The sequence below is a fragment of the Thalassococcus profundi genome, assembly GCF_003344785.1.
Classification (GTDB): Bacteria; Pseudomonadota; Alphaproteobacteria; order Rhodobacterales; family Rhodobacteraceae; genus Puniceibacterium; species Puniceibacterium profundi.
In genome coordinates, this window is sequence record NZ_QPMK01000003.1 from 105,332 (window position 1) to 121,441 (window position 16,110).

The following is a 16,110-nucleotide window of genomic DNA, read 5'->3' on the forward strand; positions in this document are numbered from 1 at the left end:
GGTGGTGGGCGCACCGTTACGGCGGGATGTTTCGAGATTGGAACCGGTGCACTTTCAGGGCGTGGTTGATACGGAGTGCCAGCGCCGATCCGCGGGGTGGCGCACTCCGACATTTCAGCTGCGCACTTTATGTCAGCCGCATCCGGGCTCTGCACCAGCTCTGCGCCAAGCTCGGCCGAAGCGCCGCCTTGGGGGGCGGGTCGGCGGTGGCACGGCGCCTTCGGCTTGAATCCGTGCCGGGAGTAAGGTCAGGCGTCGGTTTTCTGAAAGCGCCGTTACCGCCCCCGGATACGCGGATCGAGCGCGTCGCGCAGGCCGTCGCCCAGGTAGTTCACCCCCAGCACCGTGAGCGAGATGGCGATGCCCGGCAGCATCACGCGTTCGGGAAACTCCTCCATCCGCGGCACCGCATCGGCCAGCATCTTGCCCCAGGTCGGGAAGTCCGAGGGAAAGCCGACGCCGAGGAAGGACAGTGCCGACTCGGTGATGATCGCGGTGGCAAGGCCAAGTGTGGCCGAGACCATGATCGGCGACAGCACGTTGGGCAACAGGTGGCGCGAGATGATCTTGAAGGGCTTGGTGCCGATCGACCGCGCGGCGAGGATGAATTCGCGCTCTTTCAGTGCCAGGATGTCGCCGCGCACGATCCGGGCGGTGGGCATCCACGAGGTGATGCCGATGACCGTGACGATCAGGATGAACATGCCGCCCTCGGGGCCGAAATTGGCGCGCAGCGGCTGACGGAAGAGCGTCACGGCGACCAGCAGCAGCGGAAGGATGGGCAGGCTCAGGAACAGATCGGTGAGGCGCATCAGCGGTCCGTCGAGCCGGCGGAAGAACCCCGCGATGACCCCGATGCCGGTGCCGATCAGCAGCGACAGCACCATCGCCGCCCAGCCCACGGCCATGGAGGCCCGCCCGCCGTAGATCATCTGCGCCAGCTGGTCCCGACCAAGGTTGTCTGTGCCGAAGGGGTGGCCCCAGGACACCTTCGCCTCGCCGTCCCAGAGCGCGGTATAGATCGGGCGCAGGTCCTTGTTGCGGATGTCGAGCGCTTGCGGGTCCAGCGGCCAGACCCATGGTCCCACCAGCACCGCGAGGGTGATGAACACCAGGAACCCGCCGCCCAGCAGCGCGCCCTTGTGCTTGGAGAACTGCGCCCAGACGTCCTTCCACTTGCTGGCGGGCGGGGCGGAGGGCTCCTTGTCCTGCAGCGCGGCGATGGGGACGGGGTCAGTCATAACGGATCCTCGGGTCAAGCACGCCATAGAGGATGTCGGCGATGAGATTGAACATCACGATGAGGAAGGCGAAGATGAAGGTCAGCGTCATCACCATCGGCAGGTCGTTGGCGAAGAGCGCGGTGATCAGCAGCTGGCCGATGCCGTTCACCTTGAACACGTTCTCGGTGATGATCGCGCCGCCGAAGATCGCCGGAACGCCAAGCGCGATCACAGTCACGACCGGGATCATCGAGTTGCGCAGGACGTGGACCATGACCACCACTGCCTCGGACAGGCCCTTGGCGCGGGCGGTGCGCACGTAATCCTGGTTGAGGTTGTCCAGCATCGAGGCGCGCATGTAGCGGCTGATCTGCGCCGTAGTCTGCAGGGCCAGCACCATCACCGGCATGATCATCTGCTGCAGCTGGCTCTTGAAATCGGCCCAGCTGTCGACGACCAGCGTGGTGTCGTAGATCGACGGGAACCAGCCCAGTTGCACCGAGAAGATGACGATCAGCAGCGGGCCAGTGAAGAACGGCGGGATCGAGAAGCCGATCATGGTGACGAAGGTGCCGGCCTGGTCGAAGACCGAATACTGCCGGTAGGCGGAATAAATGCCGATGGGCAGGGCGATCAGGATGCCGACGATGTAGGACAGGCCGACGACCCAAAGCGTCTGCGGCATCCGCTGGATCACGATGTCCATGACCGGCGACCGGGTCTGCCAGGAAATCACCCGCAACTTGCCCTCGGAATAGTTGGTGCCGAACCAGTGGTCCCACAGCACCTGCGGTTCGATCCAGAACATCTGCACGAGCCATTTTCCGTATTGCACCAGCGGCGGCTCGCCCAGGCCCAGGGCCTGGCGCATCCGTTCCTTGACCTCGGGCGGGACGGTCAGGGGAACCTGCGCCATCGGGTCGCCGGGGGCCAGTTGCAGCAGCATGAAGATGGCGAAACTGATGAACAGAAGCGTCGGGACCGACAGGACCAATCTGCGAATGGCGAATGTCAGCATGCGGCGCCTCGGGTCATGAGTTCAGTCTGCTCGGGCATCGGGCGTTCCGGGATTTTTGCGTGGGACGTCAGGAGCGTCGTGCGCCGGTATGTCGTGGGACATTACGCGCATCGGGCGGCTCTGCATAGAACGAACGCGGCGGGCACCTGTCCCGCCGCGTCGATCGTGCCTAATTATTGTTCGATGCGGTACCAGTCCGCGACGTTCCAGAGCTCGGAATCCCAGGTGTTCAGCTGAACACCGCCGAGCGTGTTGGAATGCGCCGAGACGCGGCCACGGTCCACCAGCGGAACGATGGTGTAGGTGTCCTTGGTCAGCATGTCGTTGAGCTGCTTGGCGATCCGCCCGCGCTCTTCCAGTTCACCGGTGCGCGCCAGCTCGTCCAGCAGGGCGTCGTATTCCGGATCGCAGAAGCGGTTGATGTTCTCGCCCTGCCACTGGCTCGACGGCTTGGGTTCGTTGCCGCAGCGGTACATGGACAGGTACGACTGCGGGTCGGTGCCGTCGAAGTTGTTGGCATACATTTCAACGTCCGCGTAGAACTTCTGGAAGGTGTCGGGCGACCCCGGATCCCCGCCGAAGAAGACCGAGGAATCGACGTTGCGCAGCTCGGTTTCGACGCCGATCTGGCTCCACCAATCCTTGATCAGCGCCTGGAAGTCCTGGCGCACGGCGTTGGTCGAGGTCTGGTAGACGAGGCTCAGCTTCATGCCGTCCTTGTCGCGGACGCCGTCACCATCGGTGTCGGTCCAGCCGGATTCTTCGAGCAGCGCCTTGGCACCTTCGATGTCCTGGGTCAGGCATTCGGTGTTGTCCGACGCATAAAGCGCCGGCGCCGGCACCAGGTTGCAGGTGGCGCGGCCGGCCTGGCCGTAGCCCACTTCGACCAGCAGCTCGCGGTCGATGGCCATCGACAGCGCCTTGCGGACGTTGAGGTCGGTCAGGAAGGGATGCGGATGCGCGACGGTGGCGCGCTCGCCCTCGGGCAGGTCGGGCGACGGGTCGGTCATGTTCATCTCGATCCGCTCGACCAGGGTGCCGAAGGCCGCGACCGGCTGGCCCATGCCGCCTTCTTCCATCTTGGCCAGCACGTCGGGCGCCAGCTGCAGGTTCCAGGCATAGTCGAATTCGCCGGTCTCCATCACCGCGCGACCGGCGGCATTGGCGTCACCGCCGCCCTTGAAGTTGACCGTGGCGAAGGCGGGCTTTTCGGGGTCGCGATAGTTCGGATTCGCCTCCATCGAGATCACGTCATTGGGGCGGAATTCGGTCACCATGAAGGGACCGGTGCCGATCGGGTTGAAGTTCTGCTCGGTGCAGGAAGAGGCCGCCGCGCCCTTGCAGTTCTCGAACTGCGCCTTCTGCAGGATCGGCGACTGGCCGCCCATGAAGGGGCCGTAGGGGTTGGGCGTCGGCTGCGAGAAGGTGACCTTGACGGTCAGGTCGTCGATGGCCTCGACCGTCTCGACGCCGGAATACTTGGCAAGCTGCGCGCAGCCGCCTTCGGGGTCCATGCAGTATTCGGCGGTGAACACCACGTCGGCAGAGGTGAAGGGCGTGCCGTCGGACCAGAGCAGGCCTTCCTTGATCTTCCAGGTGATCGACGTCAGGTCTTCGCTCACGCCGCCATTCTCGACGGTGGGGATTTCCTCGGCGAGGAAGGGCACCAGCGCGCCGGTCGGGTCGTAGCGGCCCAGCGGTTCGATGACCATGGACGCGGCCTCGATGTCCTTGGTGCCGCCCGAGAGGTACGGGTTCATGATCGACGGCGCCTGCCAGTAGATGATGCTGACGTTGCCGTCCGATCCGCGCTCGGCCATGGCGGCGGGCGCCAGGGCCATCGTGGCGGCGGCCCCGAGCAGAAGGGTCTTAATTTTCATAGCGGTCTCCATGTTGGACGCATGTTGTTGATGCGTTTTCCGATTGGTCGGGGGTGTGGTGTGACGGCATGCGGTCGGGCGGTGTTCTGTGGTCTTTTCAGCCTGATTTCCGTGCGGTCTTCCCCCGCGGTGCCCGTATCGAAACAGACTTTGGCGAAAATGCAAGACATTGCCTGACGGAAACCGGCACACTGGTTTGACACCGGCGCAACGCTGCCGGTAGCGTTCACAAAACAAGCTGACAAGGGCGGGCCGACATGCTGGACCATGCGATCACGCGGATCGAAAATCTGCGGGTGGAGTTCGAGACCAAGGCCGGCACCGTCGTCGGCGTGGAGGATGTGTCGTTCGAGATCGGTCCCGGCGAGACGGTCTGCGTCGTCGGTGAATCCGGCTCCGGCAAATCGGTGTCCAGCCTGTCGCTGATGCGGCTCATTGAATTCGGTGGCGGGGATATCGCCGGGGGCCGCTTGCTCTTCGATCGCAAGGAGGGCGGCGAAATCAATCTGGCGGACGTCGACCAGGACCTGATGCGCACCATCCGCGGCAACGAGATCGGGATGATCTTCCAGGAGCCGATGACCGCGCTCAACCCGGTCTTCACCGTCGGCCGTCAGCTGACCGAGGGGCTGCGCGTGCACCGCGGGATGGACCGCGACGCCGCCGAGGCCCGGGCGCTGGAATTGCTGCGCGAGGTGCGCATTCCCGAACCCGAGCGGCGGCTCAAGCAGTATCCGCACGAACTGTCCGGCGGCATGCGCCAGCGCGTGGTGATCGCCATGGCGCTGGCCTGCAAGCCGCGGCTGCTGATCGCGGACGAGCCGACCACGGCGCTCGACGTCACCATTCAGGCGGAAATCCTGGCGCTGATCGACCGGCTCAAGCGCGAAACCGGCACGGCGGTGATGTTCATCACCCACGACATGGCGGTGGTCGCGCAGATGGCCGACCGGGTCGTCGTCATGTTCCGCGGCAACAAGGTCGAAGAGGGCACCGCCGAGGAGATCTTCGAGAACCCGCAGCATCCCTACACCCGCGCGCTGCTGGCCGCGGTGCCGAAACTGGGCGAGATGCGCGGCAAGCCGCTGCCCGAGCCGATGAAGCTGCTGGGCAAGGACGCGGTCACGCCGAAACCCATCCCCGGCACCGACGAGGTGCTCTTGAAGGTGCGCAACCTCACCACCCGGTTTCCGGTCAAGGGCGGCTTTTTCCGCCGCACGATCGCCAATGTCCACGCGGTCGAGGACCTGTCTTTCGACATCAACAAGGGCCAGACGCTGAGCCTCGTGGGCGAGTCGGGTTGTGGCAAGTCTACCGCGGGCCGGTCGATCCTGCGGCTGGTGGAGCCGATGTCGGGCAGCATCGAGCTGGGCGGCAAGGACATCGTGGCGTTGAACCCGCGCGATCTGCGCACCGCGCGGCTCGACATGCAGATGATCTTTCAGGACCCTTTCGCCAGCCTCAATCCGCAGATGAACCTGAGCGATCAGGTGGCCGAGCCGATGCGCAACTTCGGCACGCTCAAGGGCAAGGAGATGGAGGACCGCATCGCCATGCTCTTCGACCGGGTGGAACTGCCGCGCAGCTTCCTGCGCCGCTACCCGCACGAGCTGTCGGGCGGGCAACGCCAGCGCGTCGCCATCGCCCGGGCGCTGGCGCTGAACCCCAAGCTCATCATCGCCGACGAGGCGGTGTCGGCGCTTGACGTGAGCGTGCAGGCGCAGGTGGTCAACCTGATGATGGAGCTGCAGGCGGAACTGGGGCTGTCCTTTCTTTTCATCAGCCACGACATGGCGGTGGTCGAACGGGTCAGCCACCATGTCGGCGTCATGTACCTGGGCCGGATCGTCGAACTGGGGCCGCGCGCGGCGGTCTTCGAGGATCCTCAGCATCCCTACACGCAAGCCCTGATGAAAGCGGTGCCGATCGCCGATCCGCGCAAGCGCAAGTCCGAGAAGGACCTGAACTTCAAGCCGATCCCGTCGCCAATCCACGAGGTCGGCTACGAGCCGGGCCCCTCTGAATATGACGAGGTGACACCGGGCCATTACGTGCTGACCTCCGACAGCGGCTACTGATACGGCGCGGCCGGAGGCGGTGGGGGGCCGAAGGCGGTCGGGTGCCACGCCTGGCGCTTCAACCTCCGGCGATCCTGCGCTAGAACGGGCGCCAATTCCCCCGACAGGACACGTCACATGCCCGACCGCCTGACCCCGCGCGCCATTCTCGACCGGCTTGTCGCCTTTCCCACCGTCAGCCGCGACAGCAACCTGCCGCTGATCGACTGGGTCGAAGAGTACCTCGGCAGCCACGGCATCGTTTGTCACCGACACTACCATGAGGAAGGCGAGAAGGCCGCGCTCTACGCTCATGTCGGGCCCGAGGCGCCGGGCGGCGTGGTGCTGTCGGGCCATACCGACGTGGTGCCGGTCGATGGCCAGCCCTGGACCTCCGACCCTTTCACCGTGAACGAACGCGACGGCAAGCTCTATGGCCGCGGCACCACCGACATGAAAGGCTTCGACGCGCTGGCGATCTGGGCCTTGGTCGAGGCGCAGCATCGCGGCGTCACGCGCCCCCTGCAGATCGCGCTCAGCTACGACGAGGAGGTCGGCTGCGTCGGCGCGCCGCCGCTGATCGAGGCGATGGCGCATCTGCCCCGCGCCGAGGCGGTGATCGTCGGCGAACCCACGGGCATGAAGGCGGTCACGGCCCACAAGGGCGGGGTCAGCTTCTGGGTGCATCTGCACGGCTTCGAAGTACATTCCTCGATCCTGCACGAGGGCGTCAGCGCCATCATGTACGGGGCCAAGCTGATCGACTGGGCAAACACCGTGAACGCCGAGAACATGGCCGCAGAACCGGGACCGCTGGCGCGGCTCTTCAACCCGCCCTTCACCAACGTGCACGTGGGCATGATCTCGGGCGGCACCGCGCACAACATCACCGCCAAGGATTGCGCCTTCGGCCTCGGGTTCCGCGTCGTGCCCGGCGAGGACCCGCAGGACTGGAAGGCACGCTTCCTCGCCAAGGTCGCCGAGGTCGAGGCCGAGATGAAGGCCGTCCGTCCCGAGGCCTGGATCGAGGTCACCGACACCTTCGCCCTGCCGATCTTCGAGCCCGAAGAGGGGGGCGCTGCCGAAACGCTGGTGCGCCGCCTCACCGGCGACAACGGCACCAAGCACGTGAGCTACGGCACCGAGGCCAGCCATTTCCAGGCGGCGGGCTATTCGGCGGTGGTCTGCGGCCCCGGCGACATCGCCGTGGCGCACCAGCCCGACGAGTTCATCACCGTGGCGCAGTTCGAAGCCGGCCACGCCTTCATGGAAAAGCTGCTGGACGACCTGGCATGAGCTTTCCCTTCACGCTGCCGGAGCAGCCGGAACACGCCGGACGCCTGCCGGCGGAGACACAGGTCGTGGTGATCGGCGGTGGCGTGATCGGGGTGACCACGGCGCTCTACCTCGCGCGGGCCGGGGTGCCCGTCGTGCTGTTGGAAAAGGGCCGGGTGGCGGCGGAACAGTCCAGCCGCAACTGGGGCTGGATTCGCGTGCAGGGCCGCGACATGGCCGAGATCCCCGTGGCGCTGGAGGCACAGAGGCTCTGGCAGGACCTCAATGCCGACTGCGGCGGGCGGCTCGGGGTCAAGCGCGTGGGCGTCACCTACCTCGCGCGGACCGATGCCGACATGCAGGCCTATGCCGGCTGGCTGAACGAGGCCGCGCCCTTCGGCCTGTCCTCCTACCTGCTGGACCGTACCGATCTGGCGACGCACCTGCCGGGGGCCAGGGGGCGCTGGGCCGGCGCGCTCGTCACGCCGCCGGACCTGCGCGGCGAGCCGTGGCAGGCGGTGCCCGAGCTTGCACGGCTTGCAAAGGCCGAAGGCGCGCAGATCGTCGAACGCTGCGCCGTGCGCGCGCTCGACATCGAGGCGGGCCGGATCACCGGCGTGATGACCGAACAGGGCCGCATCGCCTGCGGAGATGTGGTGCTGGCGGCCGGGGCCTGGTCGGCGCTCTTCCTGCGCCGTCACGGGATCGCGCTGCCGCAGCTGTCGGTGCGCTCCACCGCGTTCGAGACCGGGCCGCTGCCACAAGTGAGCGGTACCGCCGCGGTGGACGACCGCGTTGCCTGGCGGCCGCGCGCGGACGGCGGCTACACGCTGGCGCCCTCGACATTGAGCGAGCTTTTCATCGGCCCGGACGCGATCCGCGCGCTGCCGAAATACCTGCCCCTGCTGCGCACGGGCGGCTTCGACGTGCGGCTCAAGACCCGCGCGCCAAAGGGCTACCCCGACGCCTGGGGCACGCCGCGCCGCTGGGAGGCCGATGCGAAAAGCCCGTTCGAGCGGATGCGCATCCTCGATCCCGAACCCAACATCAAAAAGGTCGCGGAGACCGCCCGTGCGTTCGCCGAGACATTTCCCGAGCTCGGCGCCGTCAGCCCGCGCACCGCCTGGGCCGGAATGATCGACGCGCTGCCGGACGTGGTCCCGGCAGTGGACCGCGCGGCGCAGCTGCCGGGCCTCACCGTGGTGACCGGCATGTGCGGCCACGGCTTCGGCATCGGCCCCGCCTTCGGCCGCATCGCCGCGCGCCTGGCCACCGGCGAAGACCCGGGCCACGACCTCGCCCGCTTCCGCCTGGCGCGCTTTTCCGACGGTAGCCCGATGCGCCCCGGACCCAACCTCTGAGCGCTCGCTGACCGATCCCCCTTCATCTTGCCATTAAATCTCCGGGGAGCGCGAGGGGCAGCGCCCCTCGCTTCGACGACGCGGCACGCGCAGCAGCGCCCCTCGCACCTGCCCTTGCAGCCCGCACCGCGCGCTGCCAGATTGCAGGCAATCATCCACACAGGAGACAGACCCATGCCGGTCAAGAACCGCTTTGCCGAATTGCTTCCCGAAATCACCGCCTGGCGGCGGGACTTTCACGAACACCCCGAGATCCTCTTCGACACCCACCGCACCGCCGGGGTCGTCGCCGAGAAGCTGCGCGTCTTCGGCTGCGACGAGGTGGTCGAGGGCATCGGACGCACCGGAGTGGTGGGCGTGATCAAGGGCAAGAGCGACAGCTCCGGCAAGGTCATCGGCCTGCGCGCCGACATGGATGCGCTGCCGATCCACGAACAGACCGGGCTCGACTATGCCTCAAAGACCGATGGCGCCATGCATGCCTGCGGCCATGACGGGCACACCGCCATGCTGCTGGGCGCGGCGCAGTACCTGACCGAGACGCGCAACTTCGACGGCACCGTGGTGGTGATCTTCCAGCCCGCCGAAGAGGGCGGCGGCGGCGGGCGCGAGATGTGCGCCGACGGGATGATGGACCGCTGGGGCATCCAGGAGGTCTACGGCATGCACAACTGGCCGGGTCGTCCGACCGGCAGCTTCGCCATCCGCCCGGGGCCGTTCTTTGCCGCGACCGACCTTTTCGACATCACCATCGAAGGCCGTGGCGGGCACGCGGCCAAGCCGCAGGAAACGGTGGACAGCACCGTGGTCGCCGCGCATATCGTCACCGCGCTGCAGACCATCGCCAGCCGCAATGCCGACCCGGTGAGCCAGATTGTCGTGTCCGTGACCTCGTTCGAAACCTCGTCGAAGGCCTTCAACGTGATCCCGCAGCGGGTCCACATGAAGGGCACGGTGCGGACGCTCTCGAACGACAACCGCGACCTCGCCGAAGAGCGGATCACCGCGATCTGCACCGGCGTTGCCGAGGCCTTCGGGGCCAAGGCCACGGTCGACTACCTCCGCAACTACCCGGTCATGGCCAACCACGACGAACAGACCGAATTCGCCGCCGAGGTGGCGAGGTCGGTGTCGGGCGCGTGCGACGAGGCGCCGCTGGTCATGGGCGGCGAAGACTTTGCCTTCATGCTCGAGGAACGGCCCGGCGCCTATATCCTCGTGGGCAACGGCGACACCGCGTCGGTGCATCACCCGGAATACAACTTCTCGGACGAGGCGATCCCGGCGGGCTGTTCCTGGTGGGCGGAGATCGTCGAGCGGCGGCTGCCGGCGGCCTGACACGGCCACAAGGGCGGCGCGCCGGACCACCGGTGTGCCGCCCTTTCACTGAGAAAATCATTTATTAACAGTGCTTTAATGCGCCGCGCGGAGCGCATCTTGCTTGACTTTTCCGGATTGCACACGTAAGGGTTGTGCCTGCCGGAAGGCCCGGACGACCGCAGTCGGTCACGGGTCCCCGATCGGACGGAGGTCCCCGGGAAAAGGCATCGAGCAGACCATGAGCTTAATCACACCGAAAGACCGTCTTGGCGGGCTGGAGGAGGAGCGCGTTCATATCGCGTTGATCCTGCGCACGCTCAAAAGCCAGTTGAACGCCCTCAACGAACGGGTCGCCGAAAAGGATCTGGGAGATCCCGCAGCGGCCGGGAAACTGCTGGGCGAAGTCCGCTACTGGCTCAAGGCGGCCCGCGAAACGGAGGCTGAACTTGACACCGCAAAACGCCAGAGAGACGGCATTTCAGAAGGATACGGCATCGACCTCGACCACGCCCGAACTGAGATCGGGTGCCGTCTGGCTCGCCTCCGAACCTGTTGCCGTTCAGGATGAATTCATCGAGAGCCTGACGGACGGAGAGTTGCTGGCGCTGCCCTATCTCTTCGACTTCTGGGCAATGGAGCACCAGCTGCCCCCCGCGGGCGACTGGCGGTCCTGGGTGATCCTGGGCGGGCGCGGCGCGGGCAAGACCCGCGCCGGTGCCGAATGGGTGCGCGCCCGGGTCGAGGGGGCGCGCCCGCTCGATCCGGGCCGCTGCCGCCGCTTCGCGCTGATCGGCGAAACCCTGGACCAGGTGCGCGAGGTGATGATCTTCGGCGACAGCGGCCTTCTGGCCTGCTCGCCCCCGGACCGCCGCCCGACCTGGAGCGCCACCCGCCGCACGCTGGTCTGGCCCAACGGCGCCGAGGCCATGGCATTCTCGGCCCACGAGCCCGAGGCTTTGCGCGGCCCGCAGTTCGACGGCGCCTGGGTCGACGAGCTGGCCAAGTGGAAGAAAGGCAAGGAGACCTGGGACATGCTGCAATTCGCCCTGCGCCTGGGCGACCAGCCGCGGGTCTGTGTCACCACCACGCCGCGCAACGTCGGCGTGCTCAAGGAATTGCTGGCCAGCCCGAGCACGGTCACCACCCATGCCGGGACGGAGGCCAACCGGGCCAACCTCGCGCAGTCCTTCCTCGACGAGGTCAGGGCGCGCTACGCCGGCACCCGGCTGGGACGGCAGGAACTCGACGGCACGCTGCTCGACGACATCGAGGGCGCGCTCTGGACCCGCGCGCAGCTCGAAGCCCGGCGCTGCGACGACCTGCCCGCGTTCGACCGGATCGTGGTGGCGGTCGACCCGCCGGTCACGGGCCGCGCCGGGTCGGACGAATGCGGTATCGTGGTCGTGGGCGCGCAGCTGGACGGCCCGCCACAGGACTGGCGCGCCGTGGTGCTGGAAGACGCCAGCGTGCAGGGTGTGGGGCCGCTCGCCTGGGCGCAGCGCGCGGTCACGGCGATGGAGCATTGGGGCGCCGACCGGCTGGTGGCCGAGGTCAACCAGGGCGGCGACATGGTCGAGGCGGTGCTGCGCCAGATCGACGCCTTCGTGCCGGTCACCAAGGTGCATGCGGCGCGCGGCAAGGTGGCCCGCGCCGAACCCGTGGCGGCGCTCTACGAGCAGGGGCGGGTCGCGCATCGCCCGGGGCTCGACGCGCTCGAGGACCAGATGTGCCAGATGAGCCGGACCGGATACGAGGGACGTGGCAGTCCCGACCGGGTCGATGCGCTGGTCTGGGCGCTGACCGACCTGATGATCAGCCCCGCCGCAAAATGGCGGCGTCCGCAGGTCAGAGCGTTGTGAGCCGGCCCGGCTTGGGACCTCTTCATGTGCCGCAGGGCGGCGGTCCGAAGGTGGTTTGCGGCAGTCAATTCGTGACAAACATGGCGCAAAACTCGGGTCGCCGCGATTTTCCTGGTGATGTGACGGGACCCGCCGGCCTGTCGAAAATCGTCATTTAATTCACCGTTAACAGAGTGTTATGCAGCGAAGTCTGGACATGCGCGGGACGGCGCCGGTTTGCGGCGGCGGATGTTTCAGACCGTTGCAATACTTGATTTGAGAGCACAGGGGGCGTCCATTATTTCCTCTCCCAAAGCGCAACGGAGGTCATCCGTTCGACATTTGGGGGTAGTCACGTGCAGACAACCATACGTACAGCGATCAGCTTCGAGGGCATCGGCCTGCATTCGGGCAAACCCGCCCGGCTGACCATCCGTCCCGCCTCGGCCAATCACGGGGTGTGGTTCAAGCGTGTCGACATCCTGCTGGGCGACAACATGGTTCCGGCGCGCTGGGACGCGGTGGAGCTGTCGCCGCTCTGCACCCGTATCAAGAACCGCGCCGGTGTCGAAATATCGACCGTCGAACACGTCATGGCGGCTCTGGCCGGTTGCGGCGTGCACAATGCGCTCATCGAGATCGACGGGCCCGAAGTGCCGATCCTCGACGGATCGAGTGCCCCCTTCGTGCGTGGCATCCTGTCGCGTGGCGCGCGGGTTCTGCCGATGCCGCTGCGGGTGATGGAAGTGCTGACCCCGGTCGAAGTGCACACCGCCCACGGCTGGGCGCGGCTGAGCCCGGGGCAGGGCGGTCTGAGCATGGATTTCCACATCGATTTCGACGATGCGGCCATCGGCGTGCAGGACAAGACCCTGAACCTCGCCAACGGCACATTCGTGCGCGAGTTGTGCGACAGCCGGACCTTCTGCCGGCAGGCGGACGTGGACACGATGCGCGCCAACGGGCTCGCGCTGGGCGGCAACATGGAAAACGCCGTGGTGGTCGATGGCGACCGGGTGCTGAGCCCCGGCGGCCTGCGCCATGCCGACGAGGCCGTGCGCCACAAGATGCTGGATGCGCTGGGCGACCTGTCGCTGGCGGGGGTGCCGATCCTCGGGCATTACACCGGGCACAAGGCTGGGCACTCGATGACCAACATGCTGCTGCGCGAGATTTTCAGCATGCCGGAGGCTTTCCGCATGATCGAAGTCGATGGCCACACCGCCGCGCGTTTGCCCGGGGCCGGGGTGGTGCGCGACGAGATTCCGGCGGTCGCCTGACACCCTCGCGCATCTGCGATCCACAAAACGCCGCAAAGGCGTTTTGCACCCGAATTTTCTGTGCTAGGACCGTTCGCAACGGCGCGGCCCATGGCCTCGCAACCGGAAGATTGAGGGTAGCAAGCATGTCAGGCGGCGGGTCGCGAAGCGGTGTGATCGGGGCGTTACTGGTGGCCACGCTTCTTGCGGGGTGCGGCGGAAACGGGCTATCGGGGATACTTTCGCGGGACGACAGGGACGAGCAGAACCTCGAACGGTTCACGGCAGAGCAGATCTTTGAACGTGGCGAATTCGAGCTGGAAAGCCGCGACCCCGAGGATGCCGCCTTCTATTTCGGAGAGATCGAGCGGCTGTACCCCTATTCGGAATGGGCCAAGCGCGCGCTGATCATGCAGGCCTATGCCTATCATCAGGACCGCGATTACGAGAACAGCCGCGCCGCGGCACAGCGCTACATCGACTTCTATCCGCTCGAGGACGATGCGGCCTATGCGCAGTACCTCCTGGCGCTCAGCTATTACGACCAGATCGAGGAAGTGGGCCGCGACCAGGGCCTGACCTTCCAGGCGCTGCAAAGCCTGCGCACCGTGATCGAACGCTATCCCGAGAGCGAATATGCGCGGTCCTCGGTGCTGAAGTTCGACCTTGCCTTCGATCACCTTGCCGGCAAGGAGATGGAGATCGGGCGCTACTACCTCAAGCGCGAACATTTCGGCGCGGCGATCAACCGCTTCCGCGTCGTCGTGGAGGATTTCCAGACCACGACGCATACGCCCGAGGCGTTGCACCGGCTGGTGGAATCGTACCTGTCGCTGGGCCTGACAGACGAGGCCCAGACCGCAGGGGCGATCCTGGGCTTCAACTACCAGTCCACGGAGTGGTACGAGGACAGCTATGCGCTGCTGACCGGGCGGGGGCTGACGCTCGAGGCCGCGGGCGACAACTGGCTGGCGCAGATCTACCGCCAGATGGTCCGCGGGGAGTGGCTCTGAGGAGTGCGACGCCGGCCTGGCGTGAAGGGCCGGCGGTGGCCCAGAGGCGCCGCGCGGCCGCAGGTCGGTGTTCAGTGAGACCGCACGGGGCGACCCGTTGGGCATCCCAAGCGACCTTGACACTTAGTAGCGCTGCGGCGAGACCTTCGTCATCTCGACGGATCCCGCCAACTGCCAAAGGCCGCACCCATGCTGCGCGCGCTTGATATTCGCGACATGCTGATCATCGACCGGCTGGAACTTGCCTTCCAGCCCGGGCTCAACGTGCTGACCGGCGAAACCGGCGCGGGCAAGTCGATCCTGCTGGACTCGCTGGGCTTCGTGCTGGGCTGGCGGGGACGGGCCGAACTGGTGCGGCAGGGGGCCGAGCAGGGCGAGGTCATGGCGGTCTTCGACCTGCCAAAGGGCCATCCCGCCCGCGCGGTGCTAGAGGAGGCGGGCCTGCCCGGCGGCGACGAGCTGATCCTGCGCCGGGTCAACACCGCCGACGGGCGCAAGACCGGCTGGGTCAACGACCGGCGCGTGTCGGGCGAGGTGCTGCGGCGGCTGTCGGACACGCTGGTGGAACTGCACGGCCAGCACGACGACCGCGGCCTTCTGGACCCCAAGGGCCACCGCGACATCCTCGATGCCTACGGCGCGCTCGACGCGGCCCGCGCCGAGGTGCGCCACCGCTGGACCTTGCGGGCGAAGGCGCGCAAGACGCTGACCGAGGCCCGCGCCGCGCTCGATGCGGTGCGCGCCGAAGAGGATTTCCTACGCCATTCGGTGGCCGAATTGCAGAAACTCGACCCGCAGACCGGCGAGGATGCGGAACTCGACGCCCGCCGCCGGTCGATGCAGGCCGCAGAGAAGGTCCGCGACGATATCGCCCAGGCCTCTGCAGCCTTGGGATACGAAGGCGCCGAGGGCGCCATGGCCCGCGCGCTGCGCTGGCTCGAAGGGGCAGCGGACCGGGCCGACGGGCGGCTCGATGCGCCGGTGGCGGCGCTGGCGCGCGCCATGGCGGAACTGGACGAGGCGTCGCACGGGGTGGCCGATTGCCTCGAATCCATGGCCTTCGATCCGCGCGATCTCGAGGACACCGAAGAGCGGCTCTTTGCCCTGCGCGGCCTCGCGCGCAAGCATGCCGTGCTGCCCGACGACCTGGCAGAGCATACGGCGGCGCTCGCCGCCCGACTCGAGGCGCTGGACGCGGGCGAGGCGAAGCTGGCCGACTGCGAATGCGCAGTGACCGAGGCCGATGCCGGATACGACGCCGCCGCCGCCGCACTGACCAAAGCGCGGCAAGAGGCCGCCGCCCGGCTCGACGCCGCCGTCGCGGCAGAGCTCGCGCCGCTGAAGATGGAGCGCGCAGTCTTCACCACCCGGATCGAGGATGCCGCCCCGGGCCCCGAGGGCGTCGATGCGGTGCAGTTTACCGTCGCCACGAACCCGGGCGCGCCCGCCGGCGCGCTCAACAAGATCGCCTCGGGCGGCGAGCTGTCGCGCTTCCTGCTGGCACTCAAGGTGTGCCTCTCGCAAGAGCAGGGTCGTGGCGTCACGATGATCTTCGACGAGATCGACCGCGGCGTCGGCGGAGCCACTGCCGACGCGGTCGGCCGCCGCCTCTCGGCGCTCGCGGCCGAAGGGCAGGTGCTGGTCGTCACCCATTCGCCGCAGGTGGCAGCGCTGGGGGCGCATCACTGGCGCGTCGAAAAGCAGGTCGCCGGAGAGGTCACGACCTCGACCGTGGTTGCCCTCGATCCGCCCGCCCGCGAAGGCGAGATCGCCCGGATGCTTTCGGGCGACACGGTGACCGACGAGGCCCGCGCCGCCGCCCGCGCGCTGCTGGCGGGATAGGCGTTCGGTGCGGCGCGCCGCCCG

The 16,110-nt window shown here is 67.2% G+C and carries 12 protein-coding genes; 9 read left to right on the forward strand and 3 right to left on the reverse strand.

What is annotated here, in order from left to right; genetic code table 11:
• Positions 1 to 275: 275 nt before the first annotated feature.
• The 3 genes from DU478_RS04810 to DU478_RS04820 form a co-directional block, all read right to left on the reverse strand.
• Positions 276 to 1,241: an ABC transporter permease gene (locus DU478_RS04810; RefSeq protein WP_199488287.1), complete on the reverse strand. Its 966-nt coding sequence runs from the start codon at positions 1,239 to 1,241 to the stop codon at positions 276 to 278.
• A complete protein-coding gene (locus tag DU478_RS04815) occupies positions 1,234 to 2,241 on the reverse strand; it encodes an ABC transporter permease (protein WP_114509817.1) in 1,008 nt (335 codons plus the stop codon). The genes DU478_RS04810 and DU478_RS04815 overlap by 8 nt, the downstream gene beginning before the upstream one ends.
• A gap of 173 nt (positions 2,242 to 2,414) precedes the next feature.
• Positions 2,415 to 4,121: a peptide ABC transporter substrate-binding protein gene (locus DU478_RS04820; protein WP_114509818.1), complete on the reverse strand. Its 1,707-nt coding sequence runs from the start codon at positions 4,119 to 4,121 to the stop codon at positions 2,415 to 2,417.
• Positions 4,122 to 4,378: 257 nt separating this feature from the next.
• Between DU478_RS04820 and DU478_RS04825 the strand changes: the two genes are divergently transcribed.
• The 9 genes from DU478_RS04825 (at position 4,379) to recN (ending at position 16,086) form a co-directional block, all read left to right on the forward strand.
• Entirely contained in the window at positions 4,379 to 6,199 is a 1,821-nt protein-coding gene (locus tag DU478_RS04825) for an ABC transporter ATP-binding protein (RefSeq protein WP_114509819.1), read from the forward strand.
• A 117-nt stretch (positions 6,200 to 6,316) separates the two neighbouring features.
• A complete protein-coding gene (argE, locus tag DU478_RS04830; protein WP_114509820.1) occupies positions 6,317 to 7,474 on the forward strand; it encodes an acetylornithine deacetylase in 1,158 nt (385 codons plus the stop codon).
• Entirely contained in the window at positions 7,471 to 8,814 is a 1,344-nt protein-coding gene (locus DU478_RS04835) for an NAD(P)/FAD-dependent oxidoreductase (RefSeq protein ID WP_114509821.1), read from the forward strand. Before argE ends, DU478_RS04835 begins: the two co-directional genes overlap by 4 nt.
• A gap of 174 nt (positions 8,815 to 8,988) precedes the next feature.
• A complete protein-coding gene (locus DU478_RS04840; protein ID WP_114509822.1) occupies positions 8,989 to 10,152 on the forward strand; it encodes a M20 aminoacylase family protein in 1,164 nt (387 codons plus the stop codon).
• 220 nt (positions 10,153 to 10,372) lie between these two features.
• A complete protein-coding gene (locus tag DU478_RS04845) occupies positions 10,373 to 10,702 on the forward strand; it encodes a hypothetical protein (RefSeq protein WP_114509823.1) in 330 nt (109 codons plus the stop codon).
• Positions 10,650 to 11,993 (forward strand): terminase large subunit domain-containing protein, encoded by a 1,344-nt coding sequence (locus DU478_RS04850; protein ID WP_199488295.1) that lies wholly within the window; start codon positions 10,650 to 10,652, stop codon positions 11,991 to 11,993. The genes DU478_RS04845 and DU478_RS04850 overlap by 53 nt, the downstream gene beginning before the upstream one ends.
• A 335-nt stretch (positions 11,994 to 12,328) precedes the next feature.
• Entirely contained in the window at positions 12,329 to 13,252 is a 924-nt protein-coding gene (gene lpxC / locus DU478_RS04855) for a UDP-3-O-acyl-N-acetylglucosamine deacetylase (RefSeq protein ID WP_114509824.1), read from the forward strand.
• A gap of 125 nt (positions 13,253 to 13,377) precedes the next feature.
• The gene (locus tag DU478_RS04860; RefSeq protein ID WP_114509825.1) at positions 13,378 to 14,244 is read left to right on the forward strand and encodes an outer membrane protein assembly factor BamD; all 867 of its coding nucleotides are present in this window, start codon (positions 13,378 to 13,380) and stop codon (positions 14,242 to 14,244) included.
• 189 nt (positions 14,245 to 14,433) lie between these two features.
• A complete protein-coding gene (gene recN, locus DU478_RS04865; RefSeq protein WP_114509826.1) occupies positions 14,434 to 16,086 on the forward strand; it encodes a DNA repair protein RecN in 1,653 nt (550 codons plus the stop codon).
• Positions 16,087 to 16,110: the final 24 nt, after the last annotated feature.

Bases quoted from the DNA above. Each gene is read 5' to 3' on its own strand.
- DU478_RS04810 (WP_199488287.1), bottom strand. From the start codon at position 1,241: ATGACTGACCCCGTCCCCATCGCCGCGCTGCAGGACAAGGAGCCCTCC.
- DU478_RS04860 (WP_114509825.1), top strand. From the start codon at position 13,378: ATGTCAGGCGGCGGGTCGCGAAGCGGTGTGATCGGGGCGTTACTGGTG.
- DU478_RS04845 (WP_114509823.1), top strand. From the start codon at position 10,373: ATGAGCTTAATCACACCGAAAGACCGTCTTGGCGGGCTGGAGGAGGAG.
- DU478_RS04840 (WP_114509822.1), top strand. From the start codon at position 8,989: ATGCCGGTCAAGAACCGCTTTGCCGAATTGCTTCCCGAAATCACCGCC.
- argE (WP_114509820.1), top strand. From the start codon at position 6,317: ATGCCCGACCGCCTGACCCCGCGCGCCATTCTCGACCGGCTTGTCGCC.
- recN (WP_114509826.1), top strand. From the start codon at position 14,434: ATGCTGCGCGCGCTTGATATTCGCGACATGCTGATCATCGACCGGCTG.
- DU478_RS04825 (WP_114509819.1), top strand. From the start codon at position 4,379: ATGCTGGACCATGCGATCACGCGGATCGAAAATCTGCGGGTGGAGTTC.
- DU478_RS04820 (WP_114509818.1), bottom strand. From the start codon at position 4,121: ATGAAAATTAAGACCCTTCTGCTCGGGGCCGCCGCCACGATGGCCCTG.
- DU478_RS04815 (WP_114509817.1), bottom strand. From the start codon at position 2,241: ATGCTGACATTCGCCATTCGCAGATTGGTCCTGTCGGTCCCGACGCTT.
- DU478_RS04835 (WP_114509821.1), top strand. From the start codon at position 7,471: ATGAGCTTTCCCTTCACGCTGCCGGAGCAGCCGGAACACGCCGGACGC.